Origin of the sequence: Neobacillus sp. NPDC097160 (genome assembly GCF_044762155.1) — a bacterium.
In the GTDB taxonomy this organism is placed as follows: domain Bacteria; phylum Bacillota; class Bacilli; order Bacillales; family Cytobacillaceae; genus Neobacillus.
The window spans coordinates 53,434-73,326 of record NZ_JBIWDU010000021.1 but is presented as its reverse complement, the minus strand read 5'-3'; the positions used below and the strand labels follow the sequence as shown (position 1 = coordinate 73,326).

The 19,893-nt window shown below is 37.1% G+C and carries 17 protein-coding genes and 1 other annotated feature; of the genes, 14 read left to right on the top strand and 3 right to left on the bottom strand.

The window, feature by feature from the left end:
• Nucleotides 1-79: 79 nt before the first annotated feature.
• The 4 genes from opp4A (at nucleotide 80) to ACIQXV_RS24960 (ending at nucleotide 4,838) form a co-directional block, all read left to right on the top strand.
• On the top strand, nucleotides 80-1,801 hold the full coding sequence (gene opp4A / locus ACIQXV_RS24975; protein WP_402963522.1) for an oligopeptide ABC transporter substrate-binding protein: 1,722 nt from the start codon (nucleotides 80-82) through the stop codon (nucleotides 1,799-1,801).
• Between the two features lie 179 nt (nucleotides 1,802-1,980).
• Nucleotides 1,981-2,946 (top strand): oligopeptide ABC transporter permease, encoded by a 966-nt coding sequence (gene opp4B, locus ACIQXV_RS24970; protein ID WP_402963519.1) that lies wholly within the window; start codon nucleotides 1,981-1,983, stop codon nucleotides 2,944-2,946.
• Between the two features lie 11 nt (nucleotides 2,947-2,957).
• Nucleotides 2,958-3,869, top strand: coding sequence for an oligopeptide ABC transporter permease (opp4C, locus tag ACIQXV_RS24965; RefSeq protein ID WP_402963516.1), 912 nt, complete (start codon nucleotides 2,958-2,960; stop codon nucleotides 3,867-3,869).
• A 222-nt stretch (nucleotides 3,870-4,091) separates the two neighbouring features.
• Nucleotides 4,092-4,838, top strand: coding sequence for a YjbA family protein (locus ACIQXV_RS24960; protein ID WP_402963513.1), 747 nt, complete (start codon nucleotides 4,092-4,094; stop codon nucleotides 4,836-4,838).
• Between the two features lie 56 nt (nucleotides 4,839-4,894).
• Here ACIQXV_RS24960 and trpS read toward each other — a convergent pair whose 3' ends face one another.
• Nucleotides 4,895-5,884: a tryptophan--tRNA ligase gene (trpS, locus tag ACIQXV_RS24955; protein WP_402963510.1), complete on the bottom strand. Its 990-nt coding sequence runs from the start codon at nucleotides 5,882-5,884 to the stop codon at nucleotides 4,895-4,897.
• A 50-nt stretch (nucleotides 5,885-5,934) separates the two neighbouring features.
• Nucleotides 5,935-6,185, bottom strand: a binding site (T-box leader).
• Between the two features lie 55 nt (nucleotides 6,186-6,240).
• Nucleotides 6,241-6,597, bottom strand: coding sequence for a DUF3899 domain-containing protein (locus tag ACIQXV_RS24950; protein WP_402963507.1), 357 nt, complete (start codon nucleotides 6,595-6,597; stop codon nucleotides 6,241-6,243).
• A gap of 223 nt (nucleotides 6,598-6,820) precedes the next feature.
• Here ACIQXV_RS24950 and ACIQXV_RS24945 point away from each other — a divergent pair, with 223 nt between their 5' ends.
• The 5 genes from ACIQXV_RS24945 to ACIQXV_RS24925 all read left to right on the top strand — a co-directional run bounded on the left by ACIQXV_RS24945 (nucleotide 6,821) and on the right by ACIQXV_RS24925 (nucleotide 12,643).
• The gene (locus ACIQXV_RS24945) at nucleotides 6,821-8,518 is read left to right on the top strand and encodes a peptide ABC transporter substrate-binding protein (protein WP_402963504.1); all 1,698 of its coding nucleotides are present in this window, start codon (nucleotides 6,821-6,823) and stop codon (nucleotides 8,516-8,518) included.
• Nucleotides 8,519-8,631: 113 nt separating this feature from the next.
• Nucleotides 8,632-9,564 carry an oligopeptide ABC transporter permease gene (gene opp3b, locus ACIQXV_RS24940; RefSeq protein ID WP_402963501.1) on the top strand — a complete coding sequence of 311 codons (933 nt, stop codon included), beginning with the start codon at nucleotides 8,632-8,634 and terminating at the stop codon, nucleotides 9,562-9,564.
• On the top strand, nucleotides 9,561-10,589 hold the full coding sequence (opp3C, locus tag ACIQXV_RS24935; RefSeq protein ID WP_402963498.1) for an oligopeptide ABC transporter permease: 1,029 nt from the start codon (nucleotides 9,561-9,563) through the stop codon (nucleotides 10,587-10,589). Before opp3b ends, opp3C begins: the two co-directional genes overlap by 4 nt.
• Before the next feature lie 17 nt (nucleotides 10,590-10,606).
• Nucleotides 10,607-11,704: an ABC transporter ATP-binding protein gene (locus ACIQXV_RS24930; protein ID WP_402963495.1), complete on the top strand. Its 1,098-nt coding sequence runs from the start codon at nucleotides 10,607-10,609 to the stop codon at nucleotides 11,702-11,704.
• Nucleotides 11,705-12,643, top strand: a complete 939-nt coding sequence (locus ACIQXV_RS24925; RefSeq protein ID WP_402963492.1) for an ABC transporter ATP-binding protein — start codon at nucleotides 11,705-11,707, stop codon at nucleotides 12,641-12,643.
• Nucleotides 12,644-12,682: 39 nt separating this feature from the next.
• Here ACIQXV_RS24925 and ACIQXV_RS24920 read toward each other — a convergent pair whose 3' ends face one another.
• Nucleotides 12,683-12,868 (bottom strand): hypothetical protein, encoded by a 186-nt coding sequence (locus ACIQXV_RS24920; RefSeq protein ID WP_402963489.1) that lies wholly within the window; start codon nucleotides 12,866-12,868, stop codon nucleotides 12,683-12,685.
• 581 nt (nucleotides 12,869-13,449) lie between these two features.
• Here ACIQXV_RS24920 and spxA point away from each other — a divergent pair.
• From spxA to pepF, 5 genes are all read left to right on the top strand, one after another.
• A complete protein-coding gene (gene spxA, locus ACIQXV_RS24915) occupies nucleotides 13,450-13,845 on the top strand; it encodes a transcriptional regulator SpxA (RefSeq protein WP_402963486.1) in 396 nt (131 codons plus the stop codon).
• 281 nt (nucleotides 13,846-14,126) lie between these two features.
• A complete protein-coding gene (gene mecA / locus ACIQXV_RS24910) occupies nucleotides 14,127-14,798 on the top strand; it encodes an adaptor protein MecA (protein WP_402963618.1) in 672 nt (223 codons plus the stop codon).
• A 75-nt stretch (nucleotides 14,799-14,873) separates the two neighbouring features.
• Complete coding sequence (cls, locus tag ACIQXV_RS24905; RefSeq protein ID WP_402963483.1) at nucleotides 14,874-16,385, top strand: cardiolipin synthase; 1,512 nt, start codon at nucleotides 14,874-14,876, stop codon at nucleotides 16,383-16,385.
• A gap of 107 nt (nucleotides 16,386-16,492) precedes the next feature.
• Complete coding sequence (locus ACIQXV_RS24900) at nucleotides 16,493-17,692, top strand: competence protein CoiA (protein WP_402963480.1); 1,200 nt, start codon at nucleotides 16,493-16,495, stop codon at nucleotides 17,690-17,692.
• A gap of 136 nt (nucleotides 17,693-17,828) precedes the next feature.
• Nucleotides 17,829-19,649 (top strand): oligoendopeptidase F, encoded by a 1,821-nt coding sequence (gene pepF / locus ACIQXV_RS24895; RefSeq protein ID WP_402963477.1) that lies wholly within the window; start codon nucleotides 17,829-17,831, stop codon nucleotides 19,647-19,649.
• Nucleotides 19,650-19,893 lie beyond the last annotated feature (244 nt).

Below are 19,893 nucleotides of genomic sequence, written 5' to 3'. Positions count from 1 at the left end.
AAGCCGAAGCGCCTTGGCGCAACAGCTAGAGGGTAGTCAAATCAAATTTTATCGAAAAAATCTTATAGGGGGGAAACAAATGAAGAAACGAAGTATGCTTATGTTAGCTGCGTTAATGCTAGTTCTATCGGCGTTTTTAGCGGCTTGTAGCGGCGGTGGAGAAAAAGCAGGTACAAAGGAAAAAGAAAAAGAAGGCACTAAGAGCGGTGAAACGGCTGATAAACCGAAGGATGGCGGAACATTAGTCTATGCACTTGATTCTGCTCCAGAGGGTAAATTCAATTACTCATTCTACGGTACAGCGGCTGATGATGAGGTTCTTCAATTCATTGATGAAAACCTAATTAAGTTTGATGAAAAATTACAAGCACAACCGAATATTGCTTCATGGAAAACTTCAGACAACAAGGTTTATGATTTTGAAATAAAAAAAGGAGTTAAATGGCACAACGGTGATGAACTATCAGTTAAAGATTGGGAATTTGCACTAAAAGTCATTGCTGATAAAGATTACGAAGGTCCACGATTTGAAAACGTAAAAACTATCGTAGGTGCGCAAGATTACCATGATGGTAAAGCTACAGAAATCTCAGGAATTAAAGTTGTTGATGATTACAACATCCAAATTACTTTTGATAAAGCCCGTGTAAATAACCTGGAAAACCTTTGGTCATATCCGATGAACCGTACTGAATTCAAAGACATGGCTGTTAAAGATATGATGTCTTCTGAACAAGTTCGTACAAAACCTGTAGGTTTAGGACCATTTAAAGTTTCGAAAATTGTTCCAGGGGAATCTGTTGAAATGGAGCGTTTCGATGATTACTTTGGCGGAAAACCTCACATCGAAAAAGTTGTCTTAAAAGTAATCGACCCATCTCTATCAGTTGGGGAATTAAAAAATGGCACACTTGATATGACTTCTTTCCATCCAAGTATTATTGATCAAGTAAAAGCACTTGATAATGTTGAAGCAATAACATATCCTGGCCTAAGCTACTACTATGTTGGATTTAGATTAGGTACTTGGGATGGCAGTCAAAACGTTATGAATGAATCAAAATACCAAAACATCAAATTACGTGAAGCAATGTACTATGCAATCAATCGTGAAGAATGGGTTAAAGCGTTCTTCTTTGGTGTAGGTAAACCTGTAAACCGTCCAGTTCCTACAAATCACTGGATTGCAGCAGACAATAAAGAACTAGAACAGTTCAAATACGATCCTAAAAAAGCAAAAGAATTGTTAGATGAAGCTGGTTACAAAGATGTTGACGGCGATGGCTTCCGTGAAGATCCAGATGGTAAGAAATTTGTTGTAAACTTTTCTCATTATGCAACACAAAATCCAACATTTGAATCACGTGCAAAAGCATTGACTCAATATTGGGAAGCCGTTGGTTTAAAATCGAAACTTACAATGACAGATGCTAACCTTTACTACGATATGCTTGAAAAAGCAGATAAATCGATGGAAGTATTCTTCGGCGGCTGGTCAACTGGTACCGATCCAGATCCAACTCCACTTTGGAGCTCTAAAGCACTTTGGAACTATCCACGCTGGGTAAATGCTGACAGTGATAAATTACTTGATCAAGCAGTAGATATGAGCGTTGTTGGGACTGACACTGATAAACGTAAAGACCTATATGTACAATGGCAAAAACTATTCATGAAGGAACTTCCTGCATTGCCAATTGCTGAACTCGAAGAAACAATGGCAGTAAGCAAACGAGTTCAAGGTGTGAAATTTGACGTATCAGGTAAAAACCGTCCAAATGAATGGTGGATTAAACAATAATTACAGCAGACTAACATGCAGTAGACTATGTTAAATACTTATATTATTTAGATTGAAGCTCAGGGAAGTAATTTGGGAGGGGCAGGGAGAATCTGTTCTCCTAGCCTCTCCCATTTTTAACGAACTTGTGTTACATAGACCTGCCTATTTAACATAGTTTAAAGACAAGGAGAATGCACATGCTGAAGTATGCATTTCGAAGAATTTTAGGCATGATTCCGATGTTATTTTTAATTTCCATTGTAGTCTTTACTTTGGCAAAATTAATGCCTGGGGACTCACTTTCAGGAGAAATCGACCCAAGAAATACGAATCCACAATATATCGCTGAGATGCGCGAAAAATTAGGCTATAACGACCCATTGCCACAACAATATGCCCGCTGGATTGGTAACTTCGTGCAAGGAGACTTTGGTAAATCCGCACGTTTTAAAATTTCGGCAGCGGAGGTAATTGGAGAACGGATACCAAATACATTGTTACTTGGATTTACTTCCATATTAATCACCTATATTCTTGCCTTTTTTATGGGAACATACGCTGGAAGAAAACCATACACTCTTGGAGATAACCTAATAGGAGGAATAAATTATTTGGGTTTATCGATTCCGTCATTTATCGCCGGGGTATTTGCCATCTTTTTCTTTTCTTTTACGCTTGGATGGTTTCCATCAAATGGATCAATTGATATAGGCATGACTGAGGGCACACTTGAATATTGGTTAAGCCGTTTGCACCATGTATTCTTACCGGCCGTGGTCCTCGGATTATTAAGTACTGCTAGCTATACCCAATTTTTACGCAATGATATTATTGAAAACAGCCGAAAAGATTTTGTCCGTACTGCCCGTGCAAAAGGGACAGCAGAAAGAAAGATTTACAACGTTCATATTTTAAGAAACTCGATTATACCGCTTATTACCTTTTTAGGCTTTGATTTAGTTGCCATTATAAGTGGGGCAATTATCACCGAAACGATTTTTACTTATCCTGGTCTTGGACAACTATTTTTGCAATCTGTTGGAACAAGAGATTACCCGGTATTAATGACGTTGACAATGTTATTCTCTTTCTTAACACTAATCGGCAACCTTATCGCTGATATCCTATACGGTGTTGTAGATCCGAGAATTAGGCTAGATTAGGGGGAAGAAAGATGGAAGTTATGACTCAGAAGGATACTAATATTATCGTAGCACCCCCGAAAAAAAGTTTATCACCATGGGCACTTGCCCGGAAGAAGTTTATTAAAAATAAACTGGCTATGATTAGCCTAGTCTTTTTATTTATTGTAGCGGTCATATCCTTCCTTGCTCCATATATTACGACGGCAGATGTTACTAGAATAAATATCGGCCAAATGTCGTTAGAGCCATCCGGTAAGCATTGGCTTGGGACGGATAAAGCAGGTAGGGATGTATTTACAAGATTACTGTATGGCGGCCGAATCTCCTTGTTAGTTGGAATGAGCTGTACATTATTTGTTATTTTACTCGGTACATTAATCGGCTCGATTTCAGGTTATTTCGGCGGTGCAGTTGATAGCTTATTAATGAGATTTACAGATTTTATTTTAAACTTTCCTTTTCTCGTATTTGTCATTGTTTTAAATGCGATTCTTTTTGGAAAAGTAAATGGGTTATGGGTTTTGATAGGAACCATCAGCATACTGAGCTGGGGTGGAATAGCACGGATTGTTAGGAGTAAAATCCTAGCAGAAAAAGAAAATGAGTATATCGTAGCTGCTATTTCTATTGGATGTTCTCCTGCTAAAATAATTGTCAAACATTTATTACCCAATATTTTATCAACCATTATAGTACAGGCAACAATTACATTTGCAACGATGATTGTGGCTGAGACAGGTTTAAGCTTTCTTGGCTTTGGTGTGCCTCAAGAAATTCCAAGCTGGGGTAATATGTTGAATTCTGCAAATGAGCCCGACGTACTCCAATTTAAGCTTTGGATATGGGTACCGCCAGCACTCATAATTACGATCACCATTTTATCGATTAACTTTATTGGCGAAGGGTTAAAAGACGCTTTCAATCCTAAATCAAGAAGATAAAAATCTACCATCCTGATATGGTAGATTTTTTTTTGTTCATATAACCTCATTCGGGTATACGAAATGGTAGACCCTCATATACATAAAGGAAAATAAAAAGACATGTTTTATTAAGGACCAGTAAATAACTGTAATTGGAGCAAAATATATATAAAGGAATAATTTTACTAAGGTCTGCCCATACTGATTGACAAACAGTTTCTTGAAGTGAGGGGTTGTACAATGTTGTATCTTCATGATGTTTGGGTAAATTGGTTTGAAGGTGAAGAAAATGGATATAATATATGCCACTTTCATGAATGGCGTAAGGATGATGGAGTGGAGCTGTTAGATCAAGCACCACTTATTAAAGTCGAGCCGATTTTATTTAATTACATTGAAAATGATCTTTCAGAGTTACCACAACAGCTTCTAGACGATATTTATCAGAAGGCATATTTAAGAAAAAATCATGAAAGAGTTCAGCTTGACTACTGCTTTGTTGTCACAGACGGAGTGGGAATATTAGCAATTGATACAATTGGCTATACTATTCCGATTCGAAAGAGCAGGTTAATACCAAGACAAGAACAGCTAGTATATGAAATGATCAGTCAGCATGAAGCAAAACCATATCATTTTTATTCCCAGCCTAAAACGAAGGATTTCCATATTTTATCTCCTGAACCTGAACTAATGAGAGGGTTAACTAGAAAGGAACGACAGTTAAAACAACTGTTATTTATGGCTCTTGATCAGTTGCTTTCATCCAGTAACGAAGCAGAGATACGGTACTGGTATACGGAATGGTGTCCGGAGCAATATTCAATGATCCAAGAAATGAACTTTGAAAATGCTTGGGAGCAATTGTTTGAGGAAACAAAGGATGGCTGGTCAAAGCGACATGAAACATTCTGTGAAAACCTAATTAAAGGACAGCCATTTTTTGAAAAGCTATGGGAAATGGAACACGGCCCAAAAGTAAACTAAAAGCCTGACCCAAAAGGGATGCAATGCACACCTTTTGCGGACAGGCTTTTTCATTATTAACGGCGTTTTCTGCCCAATCCCATCGCATTTTCCATTTTCTTAAGCGTTTTACTGGCAACCAGGTTTGCTTTTTCGGCACCGCGGTCTAAAATATCATCCAGCTCACTGGATTCCATTAAGTTGTAGTACTTTTCTTGGATCGGAATAAAGAAGTTAGCGACCACTTCAGCTAGATCACCCTTAAAATCTCCGTAACCTTTCCCCGCATACATCAATTCAAGTTCAGCAATCGATTTTCCTCCTAAAATGGAGTAGATCGATAACAAATTAGAAACGCCAGGTTTATTTACGGTATCAAATTTTACAATTCCATCTGAATCAGTAACAGCACTTTTAATTTTCTTCACTATTTGATTTGGTTCATCTAACGGAGTGATAAAGGCCTTTTTGTTTGGATCAGATTTGCTCATTTTTTTTGTTGGCTCTTGAAGTGACATGATCCGTGCACCAACTTTTGGTATGCTGATTTCAGGAATTGTCAGAATGTCATTATATTTCTTGTTAAAACGTTCTGCTAAGTCCCGAGTCAATTCCATATGCTGTTTTTGGTCTTCCCCAACAGGAACCAAGTTCGTATTATACAATAAAATATCAGCGGCCATTAACGGCGGATAGGTTAACAGACTTGCTGAAACCGCTTCTTTTCCTGTAGATTTATCTTTAAATTGCGTCATTCTTTCCAATTCACCGATATAAGAGATACATTGCATCATCCAGCCTGCCTGTGCATGCGCAGGAACCTCTGATTGAACAAACAATGTGGCCTTCTCTGGATCAATTCCTACAGCAAGATATAATGCTGCCAGACTGCGAATATTTTTCCTTAATGTTTGCGGATCCTGGGGAACTGTGATGGCATGCTGATCCACAATACAAAAGAAGCAATTGTATTCGTTTTGCAATTCCACGAATTGTTTCAATGCTCCAATATAGTTCCCAAGTGTAATCGTTCCACTCGGTTGAATTCCTGAAAAAATTGTTTTCATTTCCGTTTCCTCCTAAAAATAAATAAAAAAACCATTCATCCCTAAAAACTAATAGGGACGAATGGTTCGCGGTACCACCCTAAATTACTCAAAAAAGAGTCACTCAGATCCAAAACATCACAAGAGTTCTGGAGTCCTTTTAACGCAAGGCTAACGTCTACTCCTACTAGTTTATCGATAGGATAAATGGTTCAGAAAGAAGCTCCAAAGTCCATTCCGTATTGCTTCGTGTTTGTTTTCACCAGCCACAAACTCTCTGAATCGAAGGAAAATACGTACTACTCTTTATCATTGCTTAACAGCTTTTATTCGATTAATCACATTATAAAGGAATTGCATAATTAATTTCAAGTGAGTTAAAAATAATATGCAATAAGGGCAATCAACATAAATAAAGCATTCATTAGCCCGTGAAAAAGGAGAGGCTTTTCATCGACAGTAATCATTTCAGATAATCTTGGAATGTCTTCAAGTCGCCGTTCATCTTTCCCTCGTGAAAAGGCAAGATTAAAGGATCTAGAAATGGCATCATAGAAGCCGCTATGAATGGTATAAATTAGTAATGTTAATAAAAGTAATGCTGCAGTGAAGAGGAAAGATATATTGATATAGCTTATTAAAGAAATTTTTCGATAAGAAATAAAAGAAATAATAATTATTGCCAACTGTGTAAAAAGCAAAATATAAAGTTTTTTCTTAAAACGGAAATTCACGGAATGACCTCCAAAACATTGATTTATAAAGGAATACCTTAAGAATATTATACAAAAAAATCTTTATAAGTCTAAATTATATCACAGCTATTTGTAATCCTAACGTAAAGAATGTTTCTAATTTGTAAAATTAAATATAAAAAATTATGTACAATTAATTTTAATATATGTATAATAGGGAATGTAGTAATTTTTCAGAATAATAGAAAAGGGAGGTCTACAAGTGAAAAAATCAAAACTTTCACTACTCTTAGTTTTAACACTAGTACTTAGCATGTTTCTAGCAGCATGTTCAGGCGGCAACAAGGACACAGGCTCAGACAAACCAAAGGACAAGGGCGGCGAAAAACCAGCTGCTGAACAACTTGCCGACAAGCAGGAACTTAATGTTCTTGAATCTGCTGAAATTCCAACAATGGACAGCGTTTTGGGAACTGACGTTATGAGCTTCACAACAATGAATGCTGTTAACGAAGGCATGTATCGTTTGGACGCTGATCAAAAGGTAGTACCTGCTGGTGCTGAAGCGATGCCAGAATACAATGCAGACAAAACAGAATTAACTGTTAAATTAAGAAAAGATGCAAAATGGTCTAATGGTGACCCTGTAACTGCAAATGACTATGTATTTGCATGGCAGCGTGCAATCAATCCTGACACAGCTTCAGAATATGGTCCATACTTCATGAGCGGCAAAATTAAAAACGCTGATGCAATTGCTGAAGGAAAAGCAAAAGTAGAGGATCTAGGAATTAAAGCTGAAGATGACTACACATTAAAAATTACATTAGAAAGACCAATTCCATACATTGAATCTTTCATTACATTCCAATTGTTCTATCCACAAAACCAAAAGTTTGTTGAGGCACAAGGCGCTGACTATGCGAAAGATGCTGCACACATCCTTTACAACGGTCCATTTAAGATGACAAAATGGGATGGCCCTACAGCAACTGAGTGGGTATTAGAGAAAAACGATACTTACCATGGTGCGAAAGATGTTACATTAACTAAAATCAACTTTAACGTTTCTAAAGATCCACAAGCATCTGCAAACGCATTTACTGCAGGTGAAGCTGATATTACACCGAAGCTTGCACAAGCTGCGATCATTTCACAATTTGAAGGATCTAAAGAATTATTACAATACCAAGAACCAACAATTTTCTGGCTTAAAATGAACGAAAAGATTCCAGCATTGAAAAATGTTAATATCCGTAAAGCAATTGCTTTGTCTGTTGATAAAAAAGCAATGGTTGATGATGTATTAGCTAACGGATCTATTGCTGCTGAATTCTTAGTACCAAAAGGATTCACATTTGACACAAAAGGTAAAGACTTCCGTGAAACAACTAAGTCTTACCAAGCAATGAATAAAGATGAAGCTAAAAAGCTTTGGGAAAAAGGTTTATCTGAGCTAGGTGTGAAAGAGGTTGCTTTAACTTATGTGGGCGGCGATACTGAAACATCTAAAACTACAGATGCATTTGTTAAAGATCAGTTAGAAAAGAACCTTCCTGGCTTAAAGCTTACAATTGAAAGTGTACCGTTCAAAATCCGTATCGACCGTGAACAAAAAATGGATTATGGTTTATTATTCAGTGGTTGGGGTCCAGACTATGCTGATCCAATGACATTCATGGATTTATACCTAACTGGCGGAGATCACAATAAAATGGATTATAGCAATCCAAAATATGATGAGCTAGTTAAAGCTGCACAAACAGATTTAGCTGCTAAAGACGAAGAACGTTGGAAAGCACTTCAAGATGCTGAAAAGATTCTTTTAGAAGATGATGCAGCGATTGCACCAATGTATCAACGTTCAGTTAACCTTTTAATCAATCCTAAGGTTAAAGGCTTTGCTCACCATGCATTCGGTCCTGATTATAGTTACCAATGGATTAAAATCCTTAAATAGTAGCTATCTTAACCAAATAGAAAGAGAGTATATTCAAAAAAATATACTCTCTTTTTACCTGTATCGAAATTGTCGAAAAACGTCGAATATTTAACTAATTAGGAGGTGTAGGCATGGCGAAATATTTATTGCAACGTGTTTTGTATATGATTATTACACTGTTTTTAGTTGCATCCATTACTTTTTTCCTCATGAAGTTAATTCCTGGAAGCCCGTTTAATAACTTCCAAAAACTTTCAGCAGTCCAACAGAATATTCTGCTTGAGAAATATAGCTTAAATGACCCATTGCCTGTTCAATATTTTAATTATATGAAGAGTATGGTAAAGGGTGATTTGGGAGTCTCCTTTCAATTTAATAATACCCCTGTAACAGAACTACTCGCAAACCGAGTTGGTCCTTCTGCTATACTAGGTTTGCAAGCCATGGTTTTTGGTGCAATCGCAGGTATCTTTTTAGGTACGATTGCGGCATTAAAGCAAAATACCTGGATTGATTATGGATCTACTTTTATTGCTGTTGTTGGTAAATCAGTTCCATCGTTTATCTTTGCTGGGTTATTACAGTATTACATTGCAGTTAAATTGGGCTGGCTGCCGGTCATGTTATGGCGTGGACCGGAATATACAATCCTGCCAACCATTGCATTGGCGATGTTCCCAATTTCGATTGCTGCCCGATTTATGCGTACTGAAATGATTGATGTTTTGGGTTCTGATTATATAACCCTGGCAAAAGCAAAGGGCGCCAGCCGCTTTCAAATAAGTGTTAAGCATGCACTTAGAAATGCGTTAATTCCAGTTGTTACCGTAATGGGACCTTTGGCTGTAAGTTTAATGACTGGATCGCTAGTAATCGAGCAGATTTTTGGTATTCCTGGTATCGGGGAGCAGTTTGTAAAATCAATTAACACAAATGACTACCCAGTAATAATGGGGACAAACCTAATGTTTGCTGCTTTATTCGTGGTAGTTATCCTTATTGTTGATATTTTATACGGAGTCATCGACCCACGTATTCGTATTTCGGGGGGGAAAACTAAATGATGGATAAAAAAGCTATCATTACAAAAGATTTGTTTGAACCTGCCCATATTGACCCATCAAATAGCGAAAAGATTTCTAAGCCAAGCTTAAGTTTTTGGCAGGATTCTTGGTTACGGGTTCGAAAAAATAAAGGTGCGGTTATCAGTATAATTATTCTGGCAATCCTAATTATTATGGCTTTCGTTGGTCCAATGATTTCTCCTTATACCTACGATAACCAAAATACAAAACATAACAATCTTCCGCCTCGAATTCAAGGCTTAGAAAATGTCCACTGGTTGCCGTTTGATGGAACATTAACACGACGCAATGGAACAGAATTCAACGCCTATGAAGTGCGCAAAGTTGATGCATATTACTGGTTTGGAACTGATAACCTAGGCCGCGACCTGTTCGCTCGTACTTGGAAAGGGACACAGGTTTCCTTATTCATTGCCTTCATGGCTGCATTAGTTGATATGCTTATTGGGGTTTCCTACGGAGCTATTTCCGGCTACCTCGGCGGCCGTACTGATAGTGTGATGCAGAGGATCATAGAGGTTATCGTCGGGATACCAAACTTGATTATAGTTGTATTAATGATTCTGATCTTAAAGCCGGGAATTTTACCAATTATTATTGCCTTAGGGATTACTGGATGGACAAGTATGGCTCGTGTTGTTCGGGCGCAGGTTTTAAAATATAAGGGTCAGGAATTTGTTTTGGCTGCAAAAACATTGGGGTCATCAGATTCTTCCATTATATTCAAGCATATGATTCCAAACATGTTTGGTATTATCATTATAAATACAATGTTTTCGATCCCGAGTGCCATTTTCTTCGAAGCATTCTTGAGCTTTATTGGACTGGGATTACAAGAACCACATGCATCATTAGGGACATTGGTAAATGACGGATTTAAATCGATGATTGCATTCCCATATCAAATGATTATTCCTTCAATCGTGATTGCATTAATCATGGTTTGCTTTAACTTAGTAGCAGATGGATTACGTGATGCACTTGATCCAAAAATGCGTGATTAGAAGGCAGGTGAACTGTAATGGAGAAAATATTACAAGTAAAGGATTTAAACATATCGTTTCATACTTTTTCTGGGGAAGTAAAAGCCATTCGTGGAATAAGCTTTGATTTGCTAAAAGGAGAAACACTAGCAATAGTTGGTGAATCAGGTTCGGGGAAATCTGTTACCACAAAATCAATCATGCGCTTACTTCCGGAACACAATTCTGAAATAAAAAGTGGGGAAATCCTTTTTGGTGGAAAAGACCTGACAAAATTATCAGATAAACAAATGCAAAAAATTCGTGGTCATGATATCTCGATGATTTTTCAAGATCCAATGACATCCTTAAATCCAACAATGAAAATCGGAAACCAGATTATGGAGCCGCTTATTAAACATCAGAATATGAGCAAGCATACTGCGAAAGAAAGAGCCGTTGAATTATTAAAACTGGTTGGAATTCCGAAACCGGAAATCCGGGTAAATCAGTACCCGCATCAATTTTCCGGCGGGATGAGACAAAGGGTGGTTATCGCCATTGCTTTAGCGTGTAATCCTCAAGTTCTGATCGCGGATGAACCGACAACGGCACTTGACGTGACGATTCAAGCGCAAATTCTTGAGTTGATGAAGGATCTGCAAAAGAAAATCGATACATCAATCATTTTTATCACGCATGATCTTGGTGTTGTTGCCAACGTTGCAGACCGTGTTGCGGTTATGTACGGGGGAAAAATTGTTGAAATTGGAACAGCAGATGAAATTTTTTATAACCCGCAGCATCCATATACATGGGGCCTGATCAGTTCCATGCCGGACATGGATACGGACGATGAGGAGTTATACTCAATTCCAGGTACACCTCCAGATTTATTGAATCCACCAAAGGGTGATGCGTTTGCACCGCGTAACCCATACGTAATGAAAATTGATTTGGAGCAAGAGCCGCCATTCTTTAAAGTATCAGATACGCATTATGCTGCAACTTGGCTATTACATCCAGATGCGCCAAAAGTTGAGCCGCCTGAGGCTGTAAAAAGACGTCAAAGTCAATACGTGGGCACTGCAGGAGCCGTAAGTGGTACTTTACTGTTGGGAAAAAGTCAGTCTCCTGGTATAAAGGAGGGAAAATAAATGGCTCAGAGAGAGAAACTGCTTGAAATAAAAAATTTAAAGCAATATTTTAATGAAGGAAAACCGAATGAAGTAAAGGCAGTCGATAATGTTTCCTTTGACATCTATAAAGGTGAGGTAATGGGACTTGTTGGTGAGTCAGGCTGCGGTAAGTCAACAACAGGAAGAACCATTATTCGTTTGTATGATGCCACTGACGGGGAAGTTTTGTATGACGGTGTTAATGTCCATGGAAAAAAATCAAAAAAACAATTAAAAGATTTTAATCGTAAAATGCAAATGATTTTCCAAGATCCATATGCCTCATTAAACCCAAGATTAAAGATTGCTGATGTTATTGCCGAGGGAATTGATATTCATGGCTTGGCAAAATCAAAGCAAGAACGGATGAATCAAGTATATGAGCTTTTAGAAACCGTTGGGTTAAACAGAGAGCATGCTAACCGCTATCCACACGAGTTCAGTGGCGGTCAGCGTCAACGGATTGGTATTGCCCGTGCACTTGCGGTTCAGCCGGAATTCATCATCGCAGATGAACCGATTTCTGCTTTGGACGTTTCGATACAAGCTCAGGTTGTAAACTTAATGAAAAAACTGCAAAAAGAAAAAGGATTAACATATCTTTTCATTGCACATGATCTTTCGATGGTAAAATATATTAGTGATCGTATTGGCGTTATGTATTTTGGGAAAATGGTTGAGCTAGCGCCGGCAGAGGAGCTTTATAAAAATCCGCTGCACCCGTATACTCAGTCACTTTTATCAGCAATCCCAGCACCAGACCCAATCAGCGAGAGAACGCGGAAACGTAAATCCTATGACCCGGCAAGTCATCAATATGATGATAATGAAGCCATTGAATTTAGGGAAGTAACCCCAGGTCACTTTGTTCTTTGCTCGGAAAAAGAATTTAAGCAATATCAAGCACAATCAAGGTAATAAAAAACGATCTCAAATATTTGAGATCGTTTTTTAACGTCATTTTTTAGTTCCCCCAACAGCTTTCCATCCTGTCCGGTATTTAGCACTTTCATCTGTAAATTCGGTTCGACGTTTCCCGCCAAAAACTTTTTCACCGATACTGTTTGTTATAACACCCATTAGGGCTGTAATTGCAACGATGAGCAATGCAACCATAGTTAAATCTGCTATGTATCCACCCATGATAAAACCCCTCCATTTAAGCTAATCAGAATATTCACCATGCCAATTAAATATCCCCATAGTTATATATTAAAAGAACTTGTGCTTTATTGAAAGAGGAAAATAAATAATCAATTAGAAATACCTTAAAAAATGAATGCGTTTTCATTAAACTTCGTTAATTGAGAATGATGTTAATAATAAATTAAGGAAAAATAGATATAATGAAGCATGCCAACCAAGAAAGATATTATTTTGAAAAACACCCTCAAAAACTATGCCAATGGAAACGAACTTTTTGAAAAAGAAATGAAATGATTACAAAATTATTTCAGTTGAAAAGGGTAAAATTTTTGAAACCTTTAGAGAAATCATTCGTCTAATAGTATGTAACCGAAAAAATTGATTGTTTTTGTCCATTCAATAATTTTTAAAAAGGGATACCTTTTTGAGGAACAGTGGTGTATAATTAATGATATAAATTACTTATTTATAATAATTTTAATTATGATTGCATAATGTTTCACATTAAAGAGTTTCAAATCCATTATATAGGGTATTCATACAATAAATCGTAAATAATTGAGGAGTGTGAAGAACGAATGGTAACATTATACACTTCACCAAGTTGTACATCATGTAGAAAAGCTAAATCATGGTTAGAAGAGCATGAAATTCCATACACAGAAAGAAATATTTTCTCTGAACCATTATCAATGGAGGAAATTAAAGAAATCCTTCGAATGACTGAAGATGGAACTGATGAAATTATTTCCACAAGATCAAAAACGTTCCAAAAATTAGATGTAAACTTAGATGCAATGCCGCTGCAAGATTTATTTCGTTTGATTAAAGATAATCCTGGGCTGTTACGCCGACCAATCATTATCGATGAAAAACGATTGCAGGTTGGTTATAACGAAGATGAAATTAGACGGTTTCTGCCAAGACGGGTGAGAACGTTCCAATTACGTGAAGCACAACGCATGGTTAATTAAATAATAAGACCTTCTAAATTGGAGGTCTTTTTTTGTATATATGCCGGAATGTTTGTGGTTTAGGATTCATTTTGTTACAATAAACAGAATATCTTAAGAATAACAAATAGGCATTATAATGGTTTTTAAGAATTTAGCGTTTTTTATTTCCCTTATTAGTACTTTTGTCATAAAATGAAAGTACAAGATTATTTGCTTTTTTAGAAGCATTTATTTAATGGCAAGATCTGCTTGGGGGTATTTAGTCCCTTCAATCTGGAAAACGGAAGGGAGAGGTAATGATGGAGATTGAACGCATTAATGAGAATACCGTGAAATTCTACATTTCCTATGGTGATATTGAAGAAAGAGGTTTTGATCGCGAGGAAATTTGGTACAATCGTGAACGTAGTGAAGAACTCTTTTGGGAGATGATGGATGAGGTTCATGGTGAAGAGGAATTCGCCGTCGAGGGTCCACTTTGGATTCAAGTTCAGGCACTTGATAAGGGTTTAGAGGTTCTTGTAACCAAAGCACAGCTTTCAAAAGATGGCCAAAAGTTTGAGCTCCCTATTCCTAATGATAAAATAAAAGACATTCCTGTTGATGATAAAATTGAAGAGCTCTTGGATCAGCATTTTAATCCAAATCATTCTGAGGACGATGACATTTTGCTTGAGGAAGAAACATTGGAATTCCTTCTTGCATTTAAAGACTTTGAAGATGTTATCAGCCTATCGAATCGAGCGGGATTAGATGATTTAGTGACTAAACTTTATCACTTTGAAGGAAAATATTATTTATATACAGAATTTCCGGAAGACTTATATGAAGAAGATGAAATTGATGATCTGCTGAGTGTTTTACTCGAATATGGTTATGAAACACAGCTAACGATTCATCGCGTACAAGAATATGGAAAAGAAATTATCTCAAAAGATGTTTTTGGCGAATTACGAAAATATTTTAGCTAATAAAAAAACCGATTTCATATTTGAAATCGGTATTTTTAGTATTTTATAAAATGAAAATTTTGGTAGGTGAGTCCTTTGAAAAACACGGTAAGGGTTATTATATTTTTAGCGGTTTTATCCGGGCTCTTATTTTTCTTTAAGGATCAATTGGAAAGTGGAATATTTGGATTCTTAAGCGTTTTAATTTCGTTGTCGGTTATCTTTATTGGGTTTGTTATTTTCCTTGAAAACCGCCATCCTACACAAACCATCACATGGTTAGTAGTGCTGGGGAGCTTTCCGCTTATTGGTTTTATTTTTTATCTGCTATTTGGACGAAACTATCGGAAAGAGAAGATGTTTAGAAAGAAGTATTTTCTTGATAAACAAGCTTTTCTAACAGTTGAAGGGGATGATGATCCAAGGAATGAGGAGAAGCTCAGCCTAATGGGTGAGCATCAAGGGAAGTTATTTAATTTGGCTCAAAAGCTAGGCAACAGCCCTATTTCTTTTGATACCTCTACAAAGGTACTAACCAATGGCGATGAAACATTTAGCCATATTATCGAACAATTGAAAAGAGCTAGGCACCATATTCATCTTGAGTATTATATTGTCCGTCATGATCAAATTGGACAGGAAATCAAAGATATACTAATTGAAAAAGCCAGACAAGGAGTTAAGATTCGCTTCTTGTTTGATGCTGTCGGTTCTTGGCAGCTATCAAAGACATATATAAATGACCTCCGAAATGCCGGTATCGAAACAGTTTCGTTCGGGCCTGTGAAGCTGCCTTTCCTAAATAATAAATTTAATTTCCGAAATCATCGGAAGATTATTGTGATAGATGGAACGATTGGTTTTGTTGGCGGATTAAATATTGGTGATGAATATTTAGGAAGGGATAAGAGTATAGGCTTTTGGCGTGATACACATTTAATGCTTAAGGGTGAAGCTGTTCGGACCCTTCAGCTAATTTTTTTGCAAGATTGGTATTACATGACAAATCACAGCTTTTTAACAGCCGAATACTTATCCCCGCAAATTGATCATAAAAGTCATGGCGGTGTTCAGCTGATTGCAGGAGGCCCTGATAATGAATGGAGCATCATTAAAAATATTTATTTCTCAATGATTGCTTCTGCGAAAAAATCAGTATGGATTGCATCACCGTATTTTATTCCAGATGAAGATATTTTTTCCGCAATCAAGGTAGCAGCGCTTAGTGGTGTTGATGTAAGGCTGCTTGTACCAAACCGACCTGATAAACGAATTGTCTTTCATGCGTCACGCTCCTATTTCCCAGAACTTCTGGAAGCGGGGGTTAAGGTATACGAATATGAACGGGGCTTTATGCACAGTAAAATTGTGATTGTTGATGATGAACTTGCCTCGATTGGGACATCCAATATGGATATGCGCAGTTTTCACTTAAATTTTGAGGTTAATGCATTCTTATTCCGGACCAAAAGTACACAAAAACTTGTTGAGGAATATGAAAAAGACCTGGAGTATGCTAAGCAGTTAGAGCTAAAAACTTTTGAGGAACGGCATATTGGCTTTAGATTATTAGAATCAACAGCGCGATTACTTTCACCGTTATTATAAGGTTGTCAGTAGAAAATCCCGTCGAATTTCGACGGGATTTTCTTTTTTTAAAAGCAGGTATTTAGCGGAATTTGGCGAATTAGTTAGTAAAAAGGAGGGGAGCTTTATTGTTAACCGCATGTACAAAAACAGGTAAAAAGCTTTGTCTTGGATTTGATTATAGAAAGGAAACTCTTTTGGATTTGCGAAGGAAAGAAGAATTCGTTTGTCCGGTATGTGGAGAAGGTGTATTGCTGAAATTAGGTGATCAGCGAATCTTTCACTTTGCACATAAGCAGGGGAGCAGCTGCCGTGATGAATTTGAAAATGAATCCTCATACCACATGGAAGGGAAACGGCAGTTATTTCAATGGCTTATCAGACAAAAGATTCCTTCCGTCTTAGAGTACTATGATAGGGAAATTCAGCAGCGTCCAGACATTATGTTCAAGCATAAGGGAAAGAAATACGCCTTAGAGTATCAGTGCTCTACGATACCGGAAAAAATTTTTCAGAAGAGGACGAAAACCTATCTCGAGAATGATTACGTCCCATTATGGATTATCTCAAGCAGCCACATACATCAAAAAAGAAAAGAAATAATCGCTCTGTCGAACTTTCATTATTTATTTCTAAGAAGTACTTCGTCCGGAAATCTTTATATTCCTACTTATTGCCCCGAAAAACATCTTTTTCAATTAGTAGAATCGATTACTTCCTTCACAATCAAAAATGCTTTCGTTGAATCTTTCAATTATCCACCATTTAAAGTTGAACTAGATGCCCTGTTGGAACCAGAGAAGAAAATTCACCTGAATCTATCAAGATGGAATTCAGAGAATGAAAGATTTATTTTGAATTGGGCTCTTCACCCACAATCGGGACAAAAAATATTTCTCCATGAAATTTATAATCGAGGCCTCAACCTTTTCCTATTACCTCCTGAAATCGGTCTCCCTGTTTCTCACTCGTTACTTATTCAAACGCCTCCAATTATTTGGCAAACTTATTTATTTCTTGATGTTTTAGCCAACAAGAACCCCAACGATTCCATTACTTTTCAGGAGCTTACCTTTCATTTTAACAAAAGAATACAGAGAAAAAATATTATTTTAAGAAAACTGCCCCAGTTGGAGCAGTTAAATCCCATCCTCGCTCAAATTGAATATTTACAAGCCCTAGAGCATTTAGGGGTTTTGCAACGTAAAGGAGAAAATGCCTTTCAAGTGCAGCGGAAAATCATTATACCAAAATCAAATCGAGAACGAGAGGAAGCAAAACAGCTTTTTTATCAAAAAAACAGCAATATCCTTTCGAAAAATAAATGAAAAGTGAGGAATGGGCATAATATAGTGGGGTGCATTGTCTTTTCCAACAAATTAAAGAGGAAATAGAAGGGAAAAAGAGAATATAATTTATGAGTGAATTCTTATCGCTTACTGAAATTTGAATGGAGGATGAATCATGGCTAATGAAACTGCTGTAAAGTCGCTCCCGGCGAGAAACGAAATCGCTGTGGAAGACACATGGAAATTAGAAGATATTTTTGCAAATGATCAGGAATGGGAGAAAGAGTTTCAAGAGGTTAAAAATCAAATTTCCGGGATTAAAGAATTTGAAGGGAATTTAGCAGAAAGTGCGGAAATACTCTATAAAGCTCTTCAGTTCCAAGATAAATTGTTAGAGCGGATTGGTAAGCTTTATACATATTCACATATGCGTTATGATCAAGATACGACGAACTCCTTTTACCAAGGTCTAGATGACAGAATGAAAAATCTTTACTCTCAGGCTGCGAGTCAGTTAGCTTTTATCGTGCCGGAAATTCTTTCGATAGACGAAAGCAAGGTGACAAGTTTCTTGAATGAGAAACAAGAGCTAAAGCTTTACGAACATGCTCTTGAAGAAATTAATCAGCAAAGGCCCCATGTGCTAAGCGCCGAGCAGGAAGCCCTATTAGCGGAAGCAGGCGAAGTGATGGATGCTTCTAGCAACACGTTTGGGATGTTAAACAATGCCGATCTTGAATTTCCAACGATTAAGGATGAGAATGGGGAAGATGTTGAAGTTACTCATGGACGCTACAGCCGATTCTTAGAAAGCGCAGACCCGCGTGTTCGCCGCGATTCCTTTAAAGCCGTTTATAAAACGTATGGTAATTTTAAAAATACATTTGCAAGCACTTTAAGCGGCAATGTGAAAAAGGACAATTTCAATGCAAGGGTAAGAAAATATTATTCCGCAAGACATGCTGCCCTTTCAGCAAACAATATTCCTGAAAGTGTATATGATAACCTTGTTAATACGGTAACAGATAATCTTCACTTATTACATCGCTATGTGAAGCTTCGGAAAAAAGTATTAGGATTAGAAGAGCTGCACATGTATGACCTGTATACTCCTTTAGTAAAAGATGTGAAAATGGAAATTAAGTATGATGAGGCTAAGGATTTAGTGATTAAGGGATTGGCACCATTAGGCGAGGAATATTCGAAGATTTTAAAAGAAGGATTTGAAAATCGCTGGGTTGATGTCCATGAGAATAAAGGGAAACGCAGTGGCGCCTACTCCTCAGGAGCATATGGAACACATCCTTATATTCTGATGAACTGGCAGGATAATGTGAACAATTTATTTACATTGGCCCATGAATTCGGCCATTCTGTTCATAGTTACTATACACGGAAATCACAGCCGTATCCGTACGGAAATTACTCGATTTTCGTTGCTGAAGTGGCTTCCACGTGTAATGAAGCACTGTTAAATGATTATCTGTTAAAAACAATTGATGATGAACAAAAGCGTATTTACCTCCTAAATCATTATTTAGAGGGTTTTAGAGGCACTGTATTCCGGCAGACAATGTTTGCTGAGTTTGAACATTTGATTCATCAGAAAGCACAAAATAATGAGGCATTAACAGCAGATGCTTTAACCGAGGCCTATTATGCCATGAACAAGAAGTATTTTGGTGAAGAAGATATTGTGATTGATGAGGAAATCGGCTTAGAATGGGCGAGAATTCCGCATTTCTATTACAATTATTATGTGTACCAGTACGCAACAGGCTTTAGTGCAGCGACCGCCTTAAGCAAGCAGATTTTAGAAGAAGGGGAGCCGGCTGTTAAACGATATATTGAGGAGTTCCTAAGTGCAGGAAGCTCAGATTATCCAATTGAAGTACTCAAAAAAGCCGGTGTCGACATGACGAGTGCCGATCCAATTAAGGATGCATGTAAGGTATTTGAAGAAAAACTAAATGAATTGGAACAGCTTCTATCATAAAGAAAAAAGGGATGGTGCTTTTGATGGCTTCCATCCCTTTTTCAAAAACCCCTAAATCGTTTTCGGTTATTAAGATAAATAAGTAAAATTAAAATGGAAATAAACAAAATAGGGGTACTAAGGAACAGCGGGAAAATCTTTATTAATGCAAGTAAATGGAGAAAAAAAGCAAACAAAATAAAGAGAATCAAAATAATAAAAGGAATTTTGCCCACAATAGTTTCCACCTTTTTAGAGATGATCA